Raw genomic sequence first — 19,540 nt, 5'->3', positions numbered from 1 at the left:
GCTGCAAACTTTTTACGCATCGTTCTCTAAAACTTGGCCTTGGCTTCTTCCCAAAGAGCATCCATCTCCTCGAGGCTCACCTCACTCCAGGCCTTTCCCTGCTGAACAAGGTTGTCCTCTATGTACCTGAAACGGTCTTCGAATTTGTTATTGGTTTTCTGCAAGGCTTCCTCCGGATCTACCCCCAAAAACCTCGCTACATTGACAACGGCAAACAGGATATCGCCCATCTCCGCAGCCACGTTTTCCGGCTCTTTCGCTTCGGCTAATTCCCTTACCTCCTCCGCAACTTTCTGCAAAGCGCCTTCCACGTCCGGCCAGTCAAAGCCCACCCTCGCCGCTTTGCTCTGAAGCTTTTCCGCCCGCATCAAAGCGGGCAGGCTTTTGGGAATGCCCTCCAACACCCTCTTTTTCCCTTCCTTTTCCTTGAACCCTTCCCACCGGTCCAGCACCTCACTGCTGGTTGAAAGGTTCATGGATCCGAAAACGTGGGGATGGCGGTTTATCATCTTTTCGGTGACGCCTTTTATCACGTCGTTGATGTCGAACGCCTCCTCCCGCCGGGCCAAAGCCGAATGAAAGACTACCTGCAAAAGCACGTCCCCCAGCTCTTCCTTTAGTTTGTCCATGTCTTTCTGCCATATGGCATCCACTACCTCGTAAGCTTCCTCAATCAAGTACCGGGTCAAAGAAGCATGCGTTTGCTCGCGATCCCACGGACAGCCTCCCGGACCTAGCAACCTGTCCATTACCTCCACCAACTCGTCTAACGGATACTTGTCCATAATTTGCTCCTCCAAAACTTCTTCAAAAACTCCTGATAACCCCGGCCAGCACTCCTGGACCTAATCGCAGTTAGCAACATCAATAAACCGGGCATCAGCAGAGTGCATCTGCGGCAACATCTTTAAACCTTGATTAGGCTTCGTATAGTCTTAATATCGAGTTCGCGAATGACAAAAAGAATCCCTCCATAGAGGAGAACCCCTGCGCCGATTGCGAGGACGGTAGAATAGTACGAATACAGTCCTTGAGCAACAAAACCCTGGTAGGCCATCTTGACGCCAACCCCCATGAGGGTGGTTGCCACTACCAGCTTAATAAATCTCTTCCCTTCGAAAGATACGCGGCTGATCTTCCTTAGTTCATAGAAATTAAGGCATGATCCCACAAAGAAGGCGACCACCGTTCCGATAGCCGGCCCTCTTATTGCTAGAAAGGTCCCTGTAAGATAGTAATTGAAGAAAACTTTCAGCAGGCCGGTTATGATCAAGTTACGGAGCGGTATGTCGGGTCTTGCTAAACCCTGAAGGGAAGCACTCGATACCTGAAAAGCGGCCAGTACTATAACGGAGAAGGCCAGGGGTTCAAGCGGTATGCCGGCTTCGGGACTGGCAAAAAGCAGGTCTGTTATCTGCCGGGCCAGCACGTAGAGGCCGGCGGCCGAGGGCAGAGAAATGAGCATGGCGGCCCTAACCCCGTTGTTTACGCGAGCCCGCAATTCGGACCAATCCTTACGCGCTGCGACCTCAGATACAGCCGGAACCAAACTGGTAGCAATAGCTATGGTGAAAATGGTAGGAAGGTTGATAAGAACCGAAGCCATCCCTGACAGCTGGCCGTACAGGGCGGTGGCCTGACTCGTAGAATAACCCGATGCCATCAAACGACCGGGAACGATAACCGCGTCCAGCATCTGTACTAGCGGCACTACTACCGCTCCGAAGGATATGGGAACCGCAAGCTTGACCACCTGCCAACCCAACTCCACAGAGCTCTCCCTAGAACAAGGCAGTACGCCCGAATCCCTTTTCATTTGCCGGCGAAAACGGATATAAGAATAGAGCAAGAAAATGAGTCCTGCTATCCCGCCGACCACAGCCCCGAAAGTAGCTCCGGCCGCTGCATATTCCAGGCCGCGCGGAAACAGGAGGTAGGCCAGAATCAATACGAAAGTCACCCGGAATATCTGTTCTACTACCTGGGATACGGCTGTAGGCACCATCCACTGGTAGCCCTGAAAATACCCGCGGAATACGGACATAAGGCCTGAAAAAAAGATGGCTGGGGCTATCGCCATAATCGGGTATACGGCCCGCGGCTCGTGTAGAATATTGCGAGCCAAAAAACCGGCCCCCTGCCAAACCACGATGGAAAGAACAAGCCCGAGGAGAGCCAGTCCTACCAGTGAAACCCGGAAGATCCGGCGGCTATCTCCCCTTAAACCCTCAGTCTCTTTTCTTGCCACCAAAACCGATATGGCTACCGGAACCCCAGCGGTAGCTAGGGCCAAGATAGTAGTATAAATGGGATAGGCCATCTGGTACAAGCCCATCCCTTCTCCTCCTATGAGCCTCGCCAGCGGAATACGGTAAACTGCCCCCAAGGCTTTACTGACTGCTCCGGCTACTGCTAGGATGAAAGCTCCCACCAGGAAGTTCTGTTTTTTTACCATCTATTCTCCTCCCCCAAACTCAGGCCCACAGCTATTAGTTTATCGCCCAAGTAAAAAAAAGAAAACAGTAAAATACACTTTCAGACTTGTCCGGACCGTTTTGGCGACATTTTAAAACAACTCTTCATCTAGAGCAGCAACCCCAAAGAAAAACGGCCTTGCTCGAAGGCCGTGGGATTTACTGCTCCATTTGTTTAGCCAAAAACCCGGCTGCCGTCTCGGCCAGTTTCTGTTCTAAGTCCCCCATCTTTACTCCTGGCTCCTTTGACATTATTATTACCGCTCCGATCGGGTCCCCTTGCGAAATGATAGGAGCAATAACCTGGGAGGTTATTTTGCAGTTCCCGTCTCCCGATTCCAACACAGGACAACCTTTGCAGTAAGAGTGATCACCGATCTCGTTCATAACCGCTACCCGCCGGTCTTCGAGAGTCTTCTCCACGGCCGGACCAATAGGTTTGTTCATAAACTCCTTTTTGGGGGCTCCGGCCACGGCGATGATATTGTCCCGATCCGCAATCAGAGCAATCTGCCCGATGGCTTCATGTAAAGAATCTGCATATTCTTGGGCAAAGTCTCCTAATTCGCCGATAGGAGAGTATTTTTTGAGAATGACTTCGCCTTCCCGATCTACGAAGATCTCCAGGGGATCGCCTTCCCGTATACGTAAGGTCCTCCTTATTTCCTTTGGTATCACTACCCGGCCCAGATCATCTATTCGCCTTACGATACCTGTTGCTTTCATCCGGCTTCCATCCCTCCTTCTTGCGGAAGTCAAAATTTGTTTTCTGTCCTCAGTGATAGTATATAACTCAAAATCCCCTTTTATTCACTTTTTACCATGGTAGCAGCCCTTGTCCCGCAGTCTTTTACCCGTTTTCGACTTTGCGCACAACAAAAGCAGACCGTTCCGCCATTTGCCCTGAAAACGAGCCACAGAAGGACACTGATTTGCCTCAAAATCAAGAACAGGATCTAGATTGCTTCCAGTATCTGTTCGAGCAACTCCAGGTTGGGGCCACCTTCGAGGGGTACGGAAATAGTGAAGCTGTCCAAAGATTGGACAGGCGCCTTTATCTTCTGCCCTAGAACGCGAAGCTTGGCGGCTGCCCCGTCTATAGCCCGGTTAAGTCTTATTTGAAGCACCCCTCCGTTGGTTGAAATACTTTTTATATCTTTGCTCCTGGCACACACTCTTAAGCGAGAAAGGCGCAGCAGGTTTTCAACCGGAGCCGGCAGGCTCCCGAAACGCTCTTTTAATTCTGCACGAATTTCGTCGATTTCTTGTATGCTGGCCGCAAACATGGCCCTCCGGTACACCTGCAACTTGAGCCCTATGTCCCCGACATAATCGTCGGGTATAAAGGCATCTATCCTGACATCCAGCAGAGTATCACCTTCACTCCTAGGGGCCGTACCATTCAAGCGAGCCGTCTCTTCTTCCAGCAACCGGCAGTACAGGTCAAACCCTACAGCTGCTATATAGCCGTGCTGCTCGGGCCCCAGTATGTTTCCGGCCCCTCTGATTTCTAAATCCCGCAACGCGATCTTCATGCCGGATCCGAGTTCGGTAAACTCTCTGATGGCGTTTAACCTCTTTTGGGCCGCTTCCGTAACCGATTTGTCCGGGCGGTAAGTGAAATAAGCGTAGGCCAGGCGCTTGGAACGGCCTACCCGTCCCCGCAACTGGTATAACTGAGCCAGCCCTAAACGGTCAGCCTCGTCCACGATAAGGGTGTTGACATTGGGCATGTCCAAGCCCGACTCGATAATGGTGGTGCATACCAATACCTGAAATTCCTGATTAAGGAACCGCTTCATTATATCGGCCAGCTCATCTTCGGGAACCCGCCCGTGGGCTACCTCCATCTTTACTTCGGGCACCAGCATCTGCAGGTGGTTCCTAAACATCTCAATATCTTGAATCCGGTTGTGAACCGCGAAGACCTGCCCCCCTCTTTCCACCTCGGCCCTAATCGCCTCCCGGATTATGTCTTCGTTGTATTCCAGCACATAAGTGGTGATAGGGTAACGGTCAGGAGGAGGGGTCTCTATTACCGAAAGATCCCTCAGGCCGGTCAAGGCCATGTGCAAAGTTCGGGGAATGGGAGTAGCGGATAAACTGAGTGCGTCCACCGTCTCTTTTAATGCCTTTATCCTCTCCTTTTGCCTTACTCCAAACCGGTGCTCTTCGTCCACCACCAGCAATCCCAGATCCTTAAACCGGACATCCCGGGACAGCAAACGGTGGGTACCGATAATGATGTCGATAACCCCCTTCTTCAAATCTTCCAGGATGCGTTTCTGCTGACCCGGAGTCCGAAAACGGCTCAATACCTCGATAACGACCGGGGTATTCTTGAACCTTTCCAGGCAGGTCTGGTAGTGCTGTTCGGCTAGGATCGTAGTGGGAACCAGAATTGCGACCTGTTTGTGATCCATGACCGCTTTAAACGCTGCCCTAAGAGCCACCTCCGTCTTCCCGTAGCCCACGTCTCCGCAGATAAGCCGGTCCATAGGCCGCGGCGTTTCCATGTCTTTTTTTACTTCTGCAACAGCCCGAATCTGGTCCGCCGTCTCTTCGTACTCAAATGCATCTTCGAACTCCTTCTGCCATACCGTGTCAGGCGAAAAAGCAAACCCCGGGACCGTTTGGCGAAGAGCATATACACGCAAAAGTTCTTGCGCCATTTCGCGGATCGATTCCCGTACCCGGTTTTTGGTTTTCTCCCAGTCCGTCCCCCCGAGCTTAGAAAGACGGGGCTCTTTATCATCAGGTCCGGTGTACCTGGTCAACATTTCCAGTTTGTCTACAGGCAGGTACAGGCGGTCACTGCCTGCATATTGGATGACCAGGTATTCCTTGGCAAACCCTTCCACCTCCATCTTGGTGATTCCTTGAAACAGCCCTATGCCGTGATTCTCGTGGACCACGTAATCCCCCACTCGCAGATGGTCCAACTCTAACCTGAGCTTCCCTGTTTCCTTTTTGGGCCCGCCTGTCCTCCGCGGCCTCTTACCCCAGACGTCTCTGTCCGACAAAACCGCCATTTTCAGGGTGGGACTGATAAAGCCTTTTTCTATGTCCCAGTCGGTAACCACGACTCCTGGAACAGTATTGAGCCCAAGTTCCTCCCTGATCTTATTCTTCATCTTCCGGTCGCTCATGGCTACGGCCACCGAGTAACCTTGCCCAACCCACTCTTTTATCCGCCTGGCTGTTAATTCGGGGTGAGCAAAAAAGGGTTCCATTTCTTTTTGAGATATATGCTGGTAAAACTCTAAAGGTTGTATGTTTAGCTGCCCGGGGAAAAAAGCGTGGTATATCACCGGATGCCGGTTTATCAAGGCCTCGACTTCATCCCAGGTAAAAAGCGCGTCCATGTCATCTGTTTTAAAGCCCTTCTCCTTGGCCGCTGCCAGCAACTCCTCCTGCCGGCGAGCCTGTCGGTGAAAGCACCGTTCAAACTCTCGCCGTTCATCCAAAAAAACTAGGCTATCTTGGGAGACGTAATCGAGGAGATGAGCAGCCTGCCCCGAACCCGTTCCCCCCGCTGGCGAAATGGACACTGAGGTTAGCTTTTTGCCAGATCTTTGAGTCAGCGGATCGAAGCTCCGAATACTCTCGATTTCATCGGCCCACAGTTCCAAGCGAAAAGGTTCTGTTTGGTCTGGAGGGTAAACGTCCAGTACCCCCCCTCGCAAACCGAAACTACCCGGGTCGGTCACCACCTGGCATCTTTGATAACCTAGTTCCACCAGCCTCCGCATGGTTTTTTCTAAATTGATCTCCTGCTTTACCGCCAAGGTTAGGGTTTGCCTCCGAAACTCTTGTGGGGAAAGCACCTTGGTCACGAGAGAACCGGCTGTAGCGATAAGCACCTTGACCTGTTGATGCCCCGAAGCAAGACGGCTCAAGGTACTGAGCCGGGTCATGCGGCTGAACGAGTTCTCCCTCCCTTCGTGCCAGAACACGAGGTCTTGGGAGGGATAAAGGCAAACCGCATCCGGGCCGAGAAAACCACGCAGTTCCCGGTGAAGATCATAAGCCTGCTCCTCGAGAGGAACCAGGCACACCAGCGTGTCCTCAGTACGCGTAGCCAAAAGGTACAAAAAAAAGCTGCGGGCGCTGCCCGCCAGCCCCGAGATCATACCAGGCCTGCCCGGCCTTACCCGAGTGGTCAGGCTCCTGACGATGTCGACATCAACCTTTAGCTGCAAAGTTAACCCTCCATTGTTGCAATGCCGAAAAGTGGACGCCCTTTTCTAAGGGCCTCCACTACAAACCCCAGCCACAGATTAACACAGATACGACACTGATTAACACTGATTATTAGGACTATCAGACGCAGATTGACGCTGATTTAACTCTAATTGCTATTTAATAACATTACCGGAAGAGGGTGTCAATCGTTGCAGTACGGCACACGCATACAGACCCTTACGACACCAAAAAGTGTCCCTACCAGAGAATGAAAACAATAGAACAGTTCAGGAAAGACTAGCCAGCTTTGTCACCGCGCTTGCGGCTTGCAACTCATTGCTCGCATCCACTTACAATTTCGGCTAATTCAAGGTCAGTTTCCGCGTTAATCATTGAAAATCTGCGTCATTCTGCGTCTAAGAATATCTCCTAATCTGTGTCCATCTGTGGCTGTGCATCTGTGGCTCAGGCTCAGTTATAGAACCACTGACTACTGATAGAAAATAAATCGGACCCGCCGCCTATCTCCTCGAGGCATTCCGCGCATAACCCGCTTACCTGCGTATAACCTTCACCTTCGATCTCCAGCTCAGCGTAGACCTTATCACAACATTCACAAACATAGTACACCTTCACCTAACCCAACCCCTTAAGCTCGTTTGCTTATAGGTTGGCAGGCTGGGGGCAAAGGTTATTCACATCTTTCTGAAAAATTATACGTATTCATGGCCTTTTCTATGCCCTGCCCTATCCACGTCTCCACCGCGTCTGCAGCGCGAGCTATGGCCCGGGCCATTGTCTCTGTCTCGCTCGCCGTAAAGCCATCCAGCACATAGTCGATAACATCTTCTCCCGTGGGGGGTCTTCCGATACCCACTCGCAAGCGGGCGAACTCTTCGGTTCCCAAGCTGCTAATCACCGAGGCCAACCCCCGGTGGCCTCCCGAACCCCCACGGGGGCGAATACGAATTCGCCCGGTTTCCAGATCTAGGTCATCGCATATTACCAAGACATCTTCCAGATTCAGCTTTAATGCTGACACTAAAGGTTTTACCGCTTGTCCGGAACGGTTCATATATGTAAGAGGCTTGGCTACCACCACCTCTTCTCCATGGCACTCCAGCCAAGCCATAACCGAGCTGTGTTTGTATTCCTGTCTCTTAACCCCGTGGCGGCGGACCAGTTCTTCCACCACCATGAAACCCAGGTTATGGCGGGTCCCCTGATACTCCTTCCCCGGATTCCCCAACCCGACTACCAGTTTCACTGCTCCCCCTCCGAACCTCCTGAGAATACTAGAAAAACAGAAAACGGTAAGGCCCTGCCTCGATGAGCTTCAATCAAAAAGCTTGCTGACCGAAAGGTCTTCGTGAATACGTATTATGGCTTCGCCGATAAGGGGAGCCATGGAAAGAATCACCATATTGGGCAGCTTCTTCTCCGGAGGAACGGGTATGGTGTTGGTGATAACGATCTCTTTTATCGGGGCCTCCCTCATGCGTTCTATGGCTGGCCCCGAAAAGACCGGATGGGTGCAGCAAACATATACCTCTTTACTACCCATGTCAGTCATAACCTTGGCTGCACTGGCTATGGTTCCTCCGGTGTCTATGATATCGTCTATGATGATAACCTGCTTGCCGGCCACATCGCCGATAACGTTCATGATCTCCGATACGTTAGGCTCCGGTCGCCTTTTATCTATAATAGCGATGGTCGCCCCTAACCGTTCGGCCAGGTCCCGGGCTCTCCTGACCCCCCCTACATCAGGCGACAGCACCACCGCGTCCGTTCCCAACCCTTTATTCTTGAAATACTCCGCGATGGTGGGCACTCCCAGCAGGTGATCCACAGGGATATCAAAAAACCCCTGGATCTGCCCGGCGTGAAGGTCAACCGTTACTACGCGGTCAGCTCCGGCCGTGGTTATAAGATTCGACACCAACTTGGCAGTGATGGGATCCCGAGCTCTGGTTTTTCGATCTTGACGGGCATACCCGTAATAGGGAATAACGGCATTGATGCGCGCGGCCGATGCCCGGCGAAAGGCGTCGATCATTATCAAAAGCTCCATCAGATTCTCGTTAGCAGGGGGACAAGTGGGTTGGAGTACAAAAACGTCGACCCCGCGCACGCTTTCATCTATGGCTACGCTGATCTCACCGTCTATGAATCTTTTGACCTTGGCATCGCCGACGTGGATTCCTAAGTAATCGGCTACCTCTTGGGCCAGACAAACATGAGCGGTCCCCGTAAAGAGTTTCATCCTCCATCTGGAAGCATTCATGATTTTCCTCCCTCCCACCTTATCCTTCGTCGTGGGCCTGGTTTTTCCTCTTTGCCCACCCGCCAATATTTTTTTGTCTGGCCCTCTCCACCGCCAAAGTCTCAGGAGGTACTTCTTTGGTTATCGTCGAACCGGCACCGGTTGTCGCTCCCCGCCCGATCTTTACCGGCGCTACCAGATTAGTATTGCTACCGATAAAAGCGTCATCTTCGATAACCGTAACGTACTTGTTTTTTCCATCGTAGTTACAGGTGATGGTTCCGGCCCCTATGTTAACCCTTTTCCCCACCTGGGCATCTCCCACATAAGCCAGGTGTGGAACTTTGCTGCCTTCGTCGATGACCGACTTCTTTATCTCCACAAAATCTCCTACCTTGACCCCTCTCTTGAGCACCGTCCCCGGCCTTATATATCCGAACGGTCCTATATTGCAGCCTTCGCCTATTTCGCACTCCAACAGCTTGGACCTCTCTATCCTGACCCCATCCGCGATCACCGAATCGATTATGTGAGTACCCGGACCTATGACGCAGTTGCTGCCAATACGGGTGTTACCTTCGATAAACGTGAATGGGTAGATTAAGGTGTCAGGCCCCACTTCAACCTGCATGTCGATAAACGTGGAGTCCGGATCCATCATGCTTACCCCGTTTCTCATCAGTTCCTGGTTTTTTCTCCGCCTCAAAACCTTTTCGGCGTAAGCCAGCTGGATCCTGTCATTTATGCCGTGCACTTCTTCTGCATCAGAATGCAAGAAAACTTCTACCTGCAACCCGTTTTTAATCATCACCGGAAGCACATCGGTCAAGTAGTATTCTCCCTGCGCATTGTCCGGTTTTATCTCTTTCAAGGCTTCGAACACCGCTTGTGCCTGAAAACAGTAAAGTCCCGAATTGATTTCATCAATAGCCTTGATTTCGGGCGGAGCATCTTTCTCCTCGACTATCCGTTCCAGCCTCCCTTCACGGTCGCGGACAATCCTCCCGTACCCGGTGGGATCGGATAGCCTCGTGCTCAAAACCGTAGCCGTTGCCCCTTGGCCCCGATGGTGTTCGAGCAGGGCCTGGAGAGTTTCTGCCCGAAGAAGAGGAGTATCTCCGCACAGCACCATCACAGTATCGGAAGGGGCAATCAGTCTTTCCGCCTGCATCAGAGCATGTCCTGTTCCTAGCTGCTCGTCCTGGACCACGAACTCCAGACCCCTGTCGGCCAGCTCGTTCTCCAGTTGTTCACGCCCGTGTCCCACCACTAAGACCGCCCTGTTTAAACCCGCCCTGCGGGCCGCGGTTACCACATGCAGGACCATAGGCTGACCTGCAACCTTATGCATTACTTTAGGCAAGTTAGACTTCATCCTTACGCCTTTACCCGCGGCCAAAATAACCGCAATCTCTGCCAATCCCCTCACCCCGTTATCGACTTCTGTTATCCCACACCTAATATCCTTTCAGCCAGCCAGAGATCGCTGGGCTTGTCTACATCCACTCCCACTTCGGCAAACGGAGATATTACAGCCCGCCCTCGAATACCTACAACCCGATAGAATCTGGCTTCGGCATCGGGAATAGTAAGACGGCGAGTCAAATACTTCCAAGCCAGGCCTAAGCCCAAAAGGCGAGCCATCTGGAACGGGTTCTTGCGGCGGGCCACAAACTGCTTGGCCAAGGCCACACAGCTTGCGATCTTATCGCTCTTTATCACAAACAGGTTGCCCCCTGTGAAAACACCTTCTTTCAGCCTCACGTAGGTCCGCTTCACTCCTGGAAACCTTTTCTCATTCACCTCTCGGTTAACTATTGAATAAAAAAAATCAGCTTCTTCTCCCTCACACCTAGAAATGAAATCATCTATAGCTTCGGCCGTGATAAAGGGGATATCCGTAGGCAGTACCAGTACTCGGTCCGTAATCCCGGACCCCTCCAGCACTTCGATTCCATTGGCCAAGCTGTCTATAGAATCCTGCCCAGGTTCAGCAAAACGGAGGTTGTTTTCCTTCTTAAATATTTCCTGCAGAGACTGTTTCGGCCCAACTATTACTATGTTTCTTATCCGTTGCGACGCCCGGACCGCACGGTAAACGTAGTAAACCATGGGATACCTGCCGATGACGATCAACGCTTCACTGTCATAAGGGGCATACTTTCTTAATTCGGCCGAGTTAACCCCCCCTGCTAGGATTACTGCATCGTATTCCTGCATGCAATTCACCCCCAGTTTACTTGAGGTCGAAACCGTTCCTGCGCAATGCCTCCAGCATGCTGTTCTCCGCGTTCTCTATGTGTTCCTGAGCCAACTGTTGGGCCAAAGCTGTATTCCTGTCAGAAATAGCTTCCACTATCTTCTTGTGTTCTTCCAAGGCTTCTTTCATCCGTCCTGGAAAAGCCAAAGAAGTACTGCGAAAACGCTGTATCTGTTCCCGCAGGTTTTGAAGTATTTGTTCTAGTTTTAGGTTGCGGCTGGCCTTGTACAAAGCCTCATGGAAAAGGGTATCCATTTCCACCACTTCTTCCAAACGATTGGCCTCGATATGCTCACCGATTCGTACCAACAACCTTTCCATTTCCTCCAATTCTTCAGCGGTAATCCGCTCCGCCGCCAACCCGGCGGCCAGTGCTTCCATGGCTGCCCTAACCTCAAAAACATCGGCGATGTCCTTTAAAGAAATGCCCGCAACGTATGCCCCTTTGCGAGGGATCATGACCACGAACCCCTCAAGTTCCAGCTTCCTTATAGCCTCTCTCACCGGCGTGCGGGAAACACCGAGTTGTTCAGCCAATTGAATCTCCATCATTCTTTCTCCGGGCTTGAGAGTCCCGTTGATAATAGCTTCCCGGAGGGTTTCGAACACTACCTCGCGTAAAGGCTTATACGTGTCCAGTTTCACAGGAATCAGTCTGCTTTCCGGCATCCTTTCCCTCACCCTTTCTATAAGACTTCGTCAAGTATACCTCTCGGTATTCGAGCTTGAAACGGCCGAAAGCCTCCCTGGCTACTCCTTCTTCTTGAAACACCCCAAAGACGCTAGGACCGCTTCCTGACATCAGAGCCGCTATCGCCCCAAGTCCTTTCATCCGCTGTTTGATACGGGCCACCTCCGGAAACCATGCAGTCGTAACCGCTTCCAGGACGTTCCCCATTCCCCGACAAATCATTTCTACGTCTTTGCACAAGAGCCCGCGCATCACCTCGTCTGTATCGGGGCGCTCGAAAATCTGCACTTTGTCGAACCTTTCGTAAACCTCTTTGGTCGAGACCGCAAAATCCGGTTTTACCAGCACCAAAGCTAGCGTCATATCAGTGAACAGCGGTGTGACTATCTCTCCCCTCCCCCGGGCAAGAGCTGTGCCCCCCAAAATACAAAACGGAACGTCGGAGCCTATCTTCGCCCCCAGATCCAGCATCTCATCCGGTGTAAGCCTGTCCCCATACAACCGGTTAAGCCCCTTTATAACAGCAGCCGCATCGCTGCTGCCCCCGGCAAGGCCGGCTCCTACTGGGATCCTCTTGTGGATGAATACTTCGACCCCGCCGGTAGCACCAACTTGCCTAAAAAACTCTACAGCTGCCCGGAAAGCCAGGTTGTCTTCCGCGCAAGGGAGCTCAGGCGAATCGGCAGTAACCTTGATACCCTCAGAACTTACTCGCAGGGATACTCTGTCCACCAAGTCTATCTGGTGCATTACGGTTTCGATTTCATGGTACCCGTCGGGACGCCGCCCCTTAACATCAAGGGTGAGGTTTATCTTAGCCGGTGCTTCTATTGTCACTGTTTTGAGCATGGTCTTGCCTTCTTCATTCGCAGCTTTGTCTACAGCTTCAATTATATTGTACCCAAAAAAAAACGCCAGTCCACCGACCCCAGTAATGAGCCACAGACCCGGCACTCAGCATACCTCTAAATCAGCTACAAACTCGTCCTACAACCTAATAACATGTTGCAACTTAACCAAGCTGAGTGCCCGGCTGATTTACACAGATGTTCACAGATGTAGTTTAATAGGAAATCTTCGCAGTCTCCCATCGATGTCCCAAGGTGTTGCCACTAAAGCAAGGAAAATCTAATGGTCTCCCCTGGGCAACTATTAGACCAATCCTAACAATTATCTGTGTAAATCTGCAAAAATCTGTGTGCATCTGTGGCTTAATTAGTCGTGACCCGCACCTCTTTCTTCCAAATTTCCCGCAGCTTCAGTCTCACTTCATATCCAGAATATGCAGAGTCCGCATTCAGGGTTAAACCTTGATCCTGTGAAGAAACCAGGCACAAAGGCGGGAACAGCACGCACCACCAGTTATGTCCTCGTCCCTCCCCGATAATTACCCTTACAGCTTCATAACGCCCCTGGGGAAATACCATATCCCCGTAGAGCTTGGTGGGGAACTCATACTCTCCCATCAACACGCGAACGGGGTAATCGTATCCCTGGTTTTTTATCTCCGCTTGCGCCGTTTTCTGAATCAAAGGCAAGCATTGACGTGTCCGGTTTCTTGCTTCTTCAACATCCCGGACGTTGTCCAGCTCTTTTCGCATCAAAGTGACAATCCTGTCTTTGACTTTCAGCTTCAAGGCTTGGTCTTGTCGGGAATCGCTGTTGGCAATCACGTGCAGCCTGAGAACCTGGTTGTATACCTGGATTTGATTCATTTGCTCCATGTTCACCAATCCCAGAAGGGTGCCGAAAAGCAAGAGTACTATCAATGTGCGGTGCAAGTTCAAAACCCCTTTACCCTCTTTTCCTTTGAGTATTACCAGACTCCTTCGAATCTAAACCCGTTCTACAGGTTTGCGAATCAAGCCAAAAAAATTCCCCGGCCGTTTCCGGGGATACTTGGGCCTTTTTTTATACTTTAGCCTGACTTACGGTAAGAATATCCCTTCTGGGTCAACCTTAGTATACAGCAGTTCCAATTGATGGTAGGTTGGAGGTAAGGTTTCACCCTTCACCCTAGATACATTCAGGTCGAAAGAAACGTTGTTCTTAACGTCTTCCACGCTGAACCCGGGATGCACTGTATCCAAATACATTAGCCCTTCTTCATCGAAACGGAAAATAGCCATATCCGTAATGACCGCTACCGGCCCTCCGTGGAAGAATTTTCCGTAGATTTCTCTCTTATGAACAAATTCCCCACTCGGCCACCTGGGAATCCTCCAGCCGGGCGAGGTTATATAGTCGACGTGCTCGTTAAACCGGCGCTTTTCCTGAACCATGATGAATACGGTCCTTCTAGCAAAGGAGTTAATGTCCGCGTTGCCGCCGCTTCCGCTGAATCTCTTCTTAGGACGAGCGTAATCGCCAACAACCGTGGTATTGACATTGCCGTACTTATCTATCTCCGCCCCGCCTAAGAAACCGAGATCCACATAACCAGCGTGCAACTGCCCGTAGAAAGTCTCGAACAACCCAGCCGATTTCGAAGCCTGGTACGCACAACGAGCGTCTCCTACCGAAGTCGGTATGTCAATGGGTCTTCCTCCTATGCTCCCGGCTTCGTATATGCAAACCGCGTTTGGCGCATGCTCGTACTGAGCCAAGGTAATAGCCAACATCGGCAGCCCTGTACCGGCAAACACCACGTCCCCATCCTTTACTTCTCTAGCCGCCGCAGCAGCTAACAGATCTATCGGCTTGAATTCGCCTGGCTTTGCGTATTCGGTCTTAGCACTCATTTATCTCTTCCCCCTTTTCACCCGTCTAGAATAGCCCAATACTCCAGCCCTCAAGCTTTCCAAACGCTCAACGCCGAGTTTCTTCAGGTAGTCCATATGACTGTCACAGCTGAATATCCATTGCTCAGCCCACTTATCAAACTCTTCTTGAGTCCGTACCTTATTGAAATTCCTCAGAAACTCTGCATCGGTATCATAGAAATACTGGGAACCGGTGGGATGGGCTGCCCACGGACACTCGACTATATAGTCGATCTCATATCCGGAGGCAATGTTTCTTTCGGGTTCTCGGCGGAGGTATTCATCAGGCACTATTTCTTCGCAGATCACGATAACCTTGTCGGATGCTTTGATGACGTCCATGTCATTGTAACTCTGAGCCAGCACTCTTACAGTGCCTTCGGTGCCGACGTAGGGAGCATAAATCAAGGCCCAATTGGGGTTCACAGCCGGCATCAGTAAAAGCTCTCCCATGTCATAGAACGGGTCTTTCATGACATCGTACTTCTTGCGCGGTATCTTGGGATTGGAACCGTCTCTCAAACCTGCATTCCCCAGCATATCGTACTTAGGATTGAGGATGTCGGTCCCCATAGCCAAGGCAGTCGGAAAGAAGGGGAGCCCAAGAGACCCTGCCACTATGCGGGCAACGGCATGACCGTGGCTGAAGTCCTCGGTGAGGATCTCTCCCGCACACTGCTTGCGCGACAGGTTTTCTCCTACTTTTCCTAGGATTTCCTGCCCCATCCAGCTGCCTTCCCATATTTTGACACACCCGGCCCCAACTAGCATGTCGCTGTGGAAGCCACCTTGAACCTCGAACAAATGCAAATTCTTCCTGCCCTGCCTCACTAACTCGTAACACAGGGCTACCGGACGGCGCCAGATAGTAAACCCGCTAAAAGCTACCAGGTCGCCGTCTTTGATCAAACTGGCCGCCTCTTTGAGACTGATTTTTTCTGGTCTACCCATTTGATACCCTCCCTCTGCTCAATTTATCAAACAATGCAGCTCTTAAGCCGAATAATAACCCCAACTGCTCGCCATCTCTCTGTCTACCGGTCCCGGCACTGACTTTTTTGCCCTGCTGTTTCGCTTCCAGAAACCCAGTCCAGGCTCACTTGCATCTCTCTTGCAGTTACGTCTTTCCATCATTCCCAGACGCTGCAAGTCGAAACAAAAAGCCTCGCTGAGCAAAAACAAACCTTATGAAGTCTGATCGCGGGCCCTGCGCCTTCACCACAGGGGCGCTATCTTTCTTCCGCGCTGGGCAATTACGATACTACTCCGGTATCGAACAGCTTAAGGTTAAGCTCGAAGCTCATAAGATCTTCCCCCTTATTTCCCTCTTACCTGAAAGGTTTGAAGAGAAACACAGGAGCAGATCCTTCGTGAGCTGCACTTTTGACCCCAGGAAAACCCGGTCTCTCTCTTCTATAAACTGGTAACTTCTTGCGTCAAGACATGAGGCATATTCATGCATGCCTTGACAGGCCAAGGTTATATATTCGATCTCTTTCGTCAAAATCCTCCTAGTCTAGAACAAAACATAATGTATTTGGTGTCGTCACAAAACTGTAAAGAGTTTGGGATATAATGAAGCTAACCGGAAAGACCATGGTTTGTCGGAAATGATTGTTGATGATTCCCTGACAAACCAGAGTTGAAACGGAGTTGAGGAAAGGAGGCTTGTCCATGGCTTCCACCATTCTCGTCGTAGAAGATGAAGAGCTGGTTCAAGAACTACTGAGATTGTATTTAGAGAAAGAAGGGTATGCCGTCGAAGCGGCCTGGGACGGAGAAGAGGCTCTCAGCAAATTCCGGTCGAATAACCCGGACCTCGTAATTCTTGACATCATGCTGCCGAAAAAGGATGGCTGGACGGTGTGCCGGGAGATTCGCGCGATGAGCAATGCTCCCATTATCATGCTCACCGCCAAAGGAGAGGAGTCCGACCGGGTATTGGGGCTGGATTTGGGAGCCGACGACTACGTTTGCAAACCATTCAGCCCCATCGAGCTGGTCGCACGGGTCAAAGCCGTGCTGCGCCGTACCTCTTTGGCTAATCAAGATGGAAACAGGGTTTTGTTCTATCCAGGCCTGACTGTGAATTACGATAGTCACCTGGTTGAGGTTGACGGTCGCAGGGTTTCCCTTACCCCCAAAGAGTTCGAATTACTGTGGTTTCTCGCCAGCCATCCTGGGAAGGTGTATAGCAGAGAGCAACTGCTTTCCTACGTGTGGGATTACGATTACCTGGGGGACCCCCGCACAGTAGACACCCATATCAAACGGCTAAGAGAAAAGCTGGAATCAGGGGTCAAGCAGCGGTACATAAGAACAGTATGGGGACGAGGTTACAAGTTTGAGGTGGCAGAATAGATGCGTGCAAACCTCTTTACCAAGTTGATGGCTTCTTACCTCGCTATAACCCTGGTAACCTTGATAGCGGTCGGGCTCGCTACTTCTCAACTATTAGCCAACTATTTTTACACATCCAAACAGCATGAGCTCGAACGAAAAGGGCAGGAATTAGCGCTACTAGTATCCGCGTACCTCGAAGGTAACCCAGAACAACCGATAGATCCCATGCTGGTTACCCTCGGCCATTTTCTGAATGCCCGCGTGCTGTTAGTCGATAAAGAAAACCTGCAACTGGCAAGCGCCGGTGTTCCGCTTCACCCGCCCCTTTGGCTGACAGCCGGGGAGGCCGAGCGCATCCTCAACGGGGAGACCATCAGTTCTCGCGGGTACCACAAGCGTTTTCAGGAAGCCGTGCTTTCGGTTACAGTTCCGGTGTATGCGCAAGACCAAGTGGCAGGAGCCCTGGCCATAGCCGCACCGATCGCGGGTTTAACTGCTACCATCAACGCCATCCGGTCCCTCATCCTTTACGCGGCAGCAGCAGCCGTGGTGCTCTCAGCCCTGGTAGGAACGTGGCTCTCTCGCTCCATATCCCGTCCTCTTAGCCAAATGAGCCGGATAACCCGCGAAATGGCCAAAGGTAACTTTGACCAGCGAATCGAAGTTACCACCAGTGACGAAGTAGGCCAACTGGCCCAGGATTTCAATTACCTGGCAGAGTCTTTAGATGCCACCGTAACCGCTCTTTTCCGAGAAAAGAGCAAGATTGAAAGCATTCTCGCTCACATGGCAGAAGGGGTGTTGGCTGTGGACGGACAAGGTCAAGTTATCCTCGCCAATACCGCCATCTCCAGAACCTTAGCCGTGAAGCCGGAAGACATCATTAACCGCCCGCTCTCCGAACTGCCGTTTTCGGGAATACCTGAGGTTTTTGCGAGCGTGACTGATTCAGGAGAACCGCGCTCGGCTGAGTTGGATCTGAACGGCGGGAAAACTTGTGTCCTGATCCATGTTGCTCCTTTGACCAACGGCGCAGGCAAAATAAGCGGTGCCGTAGGCGTGCTCCAGGACATAACCGATATCAAAAACCTCGAGGTCTGGCGCCGTGACTTGGTAGCCAACGTCTCGCACGAACTGCGCACCCCCCTGACCTCGATCCGGGGATTTATAGAAGCCATATTAGACGGCACCATCAGCGACCCCGAGGCCCAAAGACACTACCTAAAGGTGATCCACCAAGAAACAGTTCGTTTAACCCGGTTAATCCGCGAGCTGTTAGACCTGGCCCAGATGGAAGCGGGTAAGATCGTATGGGAACTCCATCCAATCGAAGTTAGCGAGCTGGTGAGCCGCGTCCTTTTCAAGCTGGGGCCGCAACTCGAGCAACACCAGATCTCGGTAAAAGTCGATATTTCACAGAGCTTGCCGCTGATGCTGGCTAACGAAGACCGCATGGAGCAGGTGTTAACTAACCTGGTAGAGAATGCCATCCGTTACTCTCCTCCCGGCAAAACGGTGACCGTCAAGGCCGGTTCAGACAACGGATTGGTTCAAATCGAAGTTAGCGACGAAGGTCCAGGAATCCCCGAGGAAGACCTGCCATATATATGGGATAGGTTTCACCGGGTGGAGAAATCTCGTTCCCGCAGCCTGGGCGGGACCGGGCTGGGCCTGGCTATCGTCAAGCAAATAGTAGAGGCTCACGGCGGGAAAGTTGGGGTTCATAGCCAGCCCGGGCAAGGATCGACTTTCTTTTTTTCCATCCCGGCAGTACCTGCGGAGAACTGATTTCGCCCGAAGAGCCTTTTCCTTAAGTTACCGGGTGGAAAAGATAGTCTCCGCTTACTTAATAGAGCCGTTTTTTTAAGTGATGGGCAAACACCGGCTCTGGGAATTCGTGTGTAATCGGTGTTTTTAATTTTGTTAGAGTTTGTTCACAAAACAGTAACAGATATTGGTTATGGTAGAAACAGAATACCAAGTCTTTTGACAGGAGGAGTGGATGATTTTGAAGACTATTCGCAAACTACACCTCTGGACGGGGGTCATCGTAGCCGTATTCCTTTTGCTGCAGTCGATAACCGGCCTCATCCTGGCCAACTCTCACTGGTCTGGTCAAGGGCCGCCCAGAGCGGGGTTCGATGCAAGCCTCGGGTTGAATGAAAGCACCCAAGTAGGCACGCCAGGATGGGAAGGCCCAGGGTTGCAAAGAGGAAGAGCCGGCTCCGGCGGGCCGTACGCGGGCGGCCGAGATCTGGGTACTCTGGCAGTGATTAGGGCCCTGCACGAAGGACGGGCCGGCAATTATGATTTCTCGCTGCTCTTAGATGTGGTTGCCATCGGTTTCATACTGGTGACCATAACCGGGCTTATTCTCGCTTATAAGGTGCTTAAACGGCCAAAAGAAAAAGCACGATTGAAAAACGGCGATGCGCGGCACGAAATCCCCGAAGCTCCAGCCGGGGATGCCACGACACCTGACAATGGCGCGTATGCACCCGGCTCGAACGTAAATGAGGACTCCCCTGATCGTGCAAAAGGGGAATAAAGAGGTGAATG

General features: G+C 51.5%; 18 protein-coding genes. 3 read left to right on the top strand and 15 right to left on the bottom strand.

The features are described from left to right. Window positions 1–26: 26 nt before the first annotated feature. From mazG to SLIP_RS00505, 15 genes are all read right to left on the bottom strand, one after another. The gene (gene mazG, locus SLIP_RS00575; RefSeq protein ID WP_013174315.1) at window positions 27–785 is read right to left on the bottom strand and encodes a nucleoside triphosphate pyrophosphohydrolase; all 759 of its coding nucleotides are present in this window, start codon (window positions 783–785) and stop codon (window positions 27–29) included. A gap of 122 nt (window positions 786–907) precedes the next feature. Continuing rightward, window positions 908–2,455, bottom strand: coding sequence for a putative polysaccharide biosynthesis protein (locus SLIP_RS00570; protein WP_013174314.1), 1,548 nt, complete (start codon window positions 2,453–2,455; stop codon window positions 908–910). Window positions 2,456–2,633: 178 nt separating this feature from the next. Continuing rightward, window positions 2,634–3,200, bottom strand: coding sequence for a stage V sporulation protein T (spoVT, locus tag SLIP_RS00565; RefSeq protein ID WP_013174313.1), 567 nt, complete (start codon window positions 3,198–3,200; stop codon window positions 2,634–2,636). 230 nt (window positions 3,201–3,430) lie between these two features. Continuing rightward, window positions 3,431–6,676 carry a transcription-repair coupling factor gene (gene mfd / locus SLIP_RS00560; protein ID WP_013174312.1) on the bottom strand — a complete coding sequence of 1,082 codons (3,246 nt, stop codon included), beginning with the start codon at window positions 6,674–6,676 and terminating at the stop codon, window positions 3,431–3,433. A gap of 454 nt (window positions 6,677–7,130) precedes the next feature. Beyond that, the gene (locus SLIP_RS12650; RefSeq protein ID WP_013174311.1) at window positions 7,131–7,295 is read right to left on the bottom strand and encodes a hypothetical protein; all 165 of its coding nucleotides are present in this window, start codon (window positions 7,293–7,295) and stop codon (window positions 7,131–7,133) included. Window positions 7,296–7,350: 55 nt separating this feature from the next. After that, window positions 7,351–7,926: an aminoacyl-tRNA hydrolase gene (pth, locus tag SLIP_RS00555; protein WP_013174310.1), complete on the bottom strand. Its 576-nt coding sequence runs from the start codon at window positions 7,924–7,926 to the stop codon at window positions 7,351–7,353. 69 nt (window positions 7,927–7,995) lie between these two features. Continuing rightward, window positions 7,996–8,946 carry a ribose-phosphate diphosphokinase gene (locus SLIP_RS00550; RefSeq protein WP_013174309.1) on the bottom strand — a complete coding sequence of 317 codons (951 nt, stop codon included), beginning with the start codon at window positions 8,944–8,946 and terminating at the stop codon, window positions 7,996–7,998. A gap of 19 nt (window positions 8,947–8,965) precedes the next feature. Then, the gene (gene glmU / locus SLIP_RS00545; RefSeq protein WP_013174308.1) at window positions 8,966–10,354 is read right to left on the bottom strand and encodes a bifunctional UDP-N-acetylglucosamine diphosphorylase/glucosamine-1-phosphate N-acetyltransferase GlmU; all 1,389 of its coding nucleotides are present in this window, start codon (window positions 10,352–10,354) and stop codon (window positions 8,966–8,968) included. Window positions 10,355–10,371: 17 nt separating this feature from the next. Next, window positions 10,372–11,145 (bottom strand): nucleotidyltransferase family protein, encoded by a 774-nt coding sequence (locus SLIP_RS00540; protein ID WP_013174307.1) that lies wholly within the window; start codon window positions 11,143–11,145, stop codon window positions 10,372–10,374. Between the two features lie 16 nt (window positions 11,146–11,161). Next, window positions 11,162–11,854 carry a GntR family transcriptional regulator gene (locus SLIP_RS00535; RefSeq protein WP_013174306.1) on the bottom strand — a complete coding sequence of 231 codons (693 nt, stop codon included), beginning with the start codon at window positions 11,852–11,854 and terminating at the stop codon, window positions 11,162–11,164. Further along, window positions 11,811–12,830 (bottom strand): 4-(cytidine 5'-diphospho)-2-C-methyl-D-erythritol kinase, encoded by a 1,020-nt coding sequence (gene ispE / locus SLIP_RS00530; RefSeq protein WP_013174305.1) that lies wholly within the window; start codon window positions 12,828–12,830, stop codon window positions 11,811–11,813. Before ispE ends, SLIP_RS00535 begins: the two co-directional genes overlap by 44 nt. A gap of 257 nt (window positions 12,831–13,087) precedes the next feature. After that, complete coding sequence (spoIIR, locus tag SLIP_RS00525; protein WP_148216477.1) at window positions 13,088–13,657, bottom strand: stage II sporulation protein R; 570 nt, start codon at window positions 13,655–13,657, stop codon at window positions 13,088–13,090. A 147-nt stretch (window positions 13,658–13,804) separates the two neighbouring features. Further along, window positions 13,805–14,617 (bottom strand): CoA-transferase subunit beta, encoded by an 813-nt coding sequence (locus SLIP_RS00520; protein WP_013174303.1) that lies wholly within the window; start codon window positions 14,615–14,617, stop codon window positions 13,805–13,807. Next, window positions 14,618–15,589, bottom strand: coding sequence for a CoA transferase subunit A (locus tag SLIP_RS00515; RefSeq protein WP_013174302.1), 972 nt, complete (start codon window positions 15,587–15,589; stop codon window positions 14,618–14,620). 349 nt (window positions 15,590–15,938) lie between these two features. Further along, window positions 15,939–16,142 (bottom strand): hypothetical protein, encoded by a 204-nt coding sequence (locus tag SLIP_RS00505; RefSeq protein WP_041432474.1) that lies wholly within the window; start codon window positions 16,140–16,142, stop codon window positions 15,939–15,941. A gap of 170 nt (window positions 16,143–16,312) precedes the next feature. On the opposite strand from SLIP_RS00505, the gene SLIP_RS00500 reads away from it, so the two are divergent. From SLIP_RS00500 to SLIP_RS00490, 3 genes are all read left to right on the top strand, one after another. Continuing rightward, the gene (locus SLIP_RS00500) at window positions 16,313–16,999 is read left to right on the top strand and encodes a response regulator transcription factor (RefSeq protein ID WP_013174301.1); all 687 of its coding nucleotides are present in this window, start codon (window positions 16,313–16,315) and stop codon (window positions 16,997–16,999) included. After that, window positions 17,000–18,769, top strand: coding sequence for an ATP-binding protein (locus tag SLIP_RS00495; protein ID WP_013174300.1), 1,770 nt, complete (start codon window positions 17,000–17,002; stop codon window positions 18,767–18,769). It begins immediately after the preceding gene. A 214-nt stretch (window positions 18,770–18,983) separates the two neighbouring features. Further along, window positions 18,984–19,529, top strand: coding sequence for a PepSY-associated TM helix domain-containing protein (locus SLIP_RS00490; protein WP_013174299.1), 546 nt, complete (start codon window positions 18,984–18,986; stop codon window positions 19,527–19,529). The last annotated feature ends 11 nt before the right edge of the window (window positions 19,530–19,540 follow it).

The sequence above is a fragment of the Syntrophothermus lipocalidus DSM 12680 genome (genome assembly GCF_000092405.1).
Classification (GTDB): Bacteria; Bacillota; Syntrophomonadia; order Syntrophomonadales; family Syntrophothermaceae; genus Syntrophothermus; species Syntrophothermus lipocalidus.
Note: the sequence above shows the minus strand (reverse complement) of the source record. Positions and strands in the feature narration are given on the sequence as shown.

Coding starts and splice junctions, on each gene's coding strand:
- mazG (WP_013174315.1), bottom strand. CDS start 785: ATGGACAAGTATCCGTTAGACGAGTTGGTGGAGGTAATGGACAGGTTG.
- SLIP_RS00570 (WP_013174314.1), bottom strand. CDS start 2,455: ATGGTAAAAAAACAGAACTTCCTGGTGGGAGCTTTCATCCTAGCAGTA.
- spoVT (WP_013174313.1), bottom strand. CDS start 3,200: ATGAAAGCAACAGGTATCGTAAGGCGAATAGATGATCTGGGCCGGGTA.
- SLIP_RS00550 (WP_013174309.1), bottom strand. CDS start 8,946: ATGAATGCTTCCAGATGGAGGATGAAACTCTTTACGGGGACCGCTCAT.
- SLIP_RS00540 (WP_013174307.1), bottom strand. CDS start 11,145: ATGCAGGAATACGATGCAGTAATCCTAGCAGGGGGGGTTAACTCGGCC.
- SLIP_RS00535 (WP_013174306.1), bottom strand. CDS start 11,854: ATGCCGGAAAGCAGACTGATTCCTGTGAAACTGGACACGTATAAGCCT.
- SLIP_RS00520 (WP_013174303.1), bottom strand. CDS start 14,617: ATGAGTGCTAAGACCGAATACGCAAAGCCAGGCGAATTCAAGCCGATA.
- SLIP_RS00515 (WP_013174302.1), bottom strand. CDS start 15,589: ATGGGTAGACCAGAAAAAATCAGTCTCAAAGAGGCGGCCAGTTTGATC.
- SLIP_RS00500 (WP_013174301.1), top strand. CDS start 16,313: ATGGCTTCCACCATTCTCGTCGTAGAAGATGAAGAGCTGGTTCAAGAA.
- SLIP_RS00495 (WP_013174300.1), top strand. CDS start 17,000: ATGCGTGCAAACCTCTTTACCAAGTTGATGGCTTCTTACCTCGCTATA.
- SLIP_RS00490 (WP_013174299.1), top strand. CDS start 18,984: ATGATTTTGAAGACTATTCGCAAACTACACCTCTGGACGGGGGTCATC.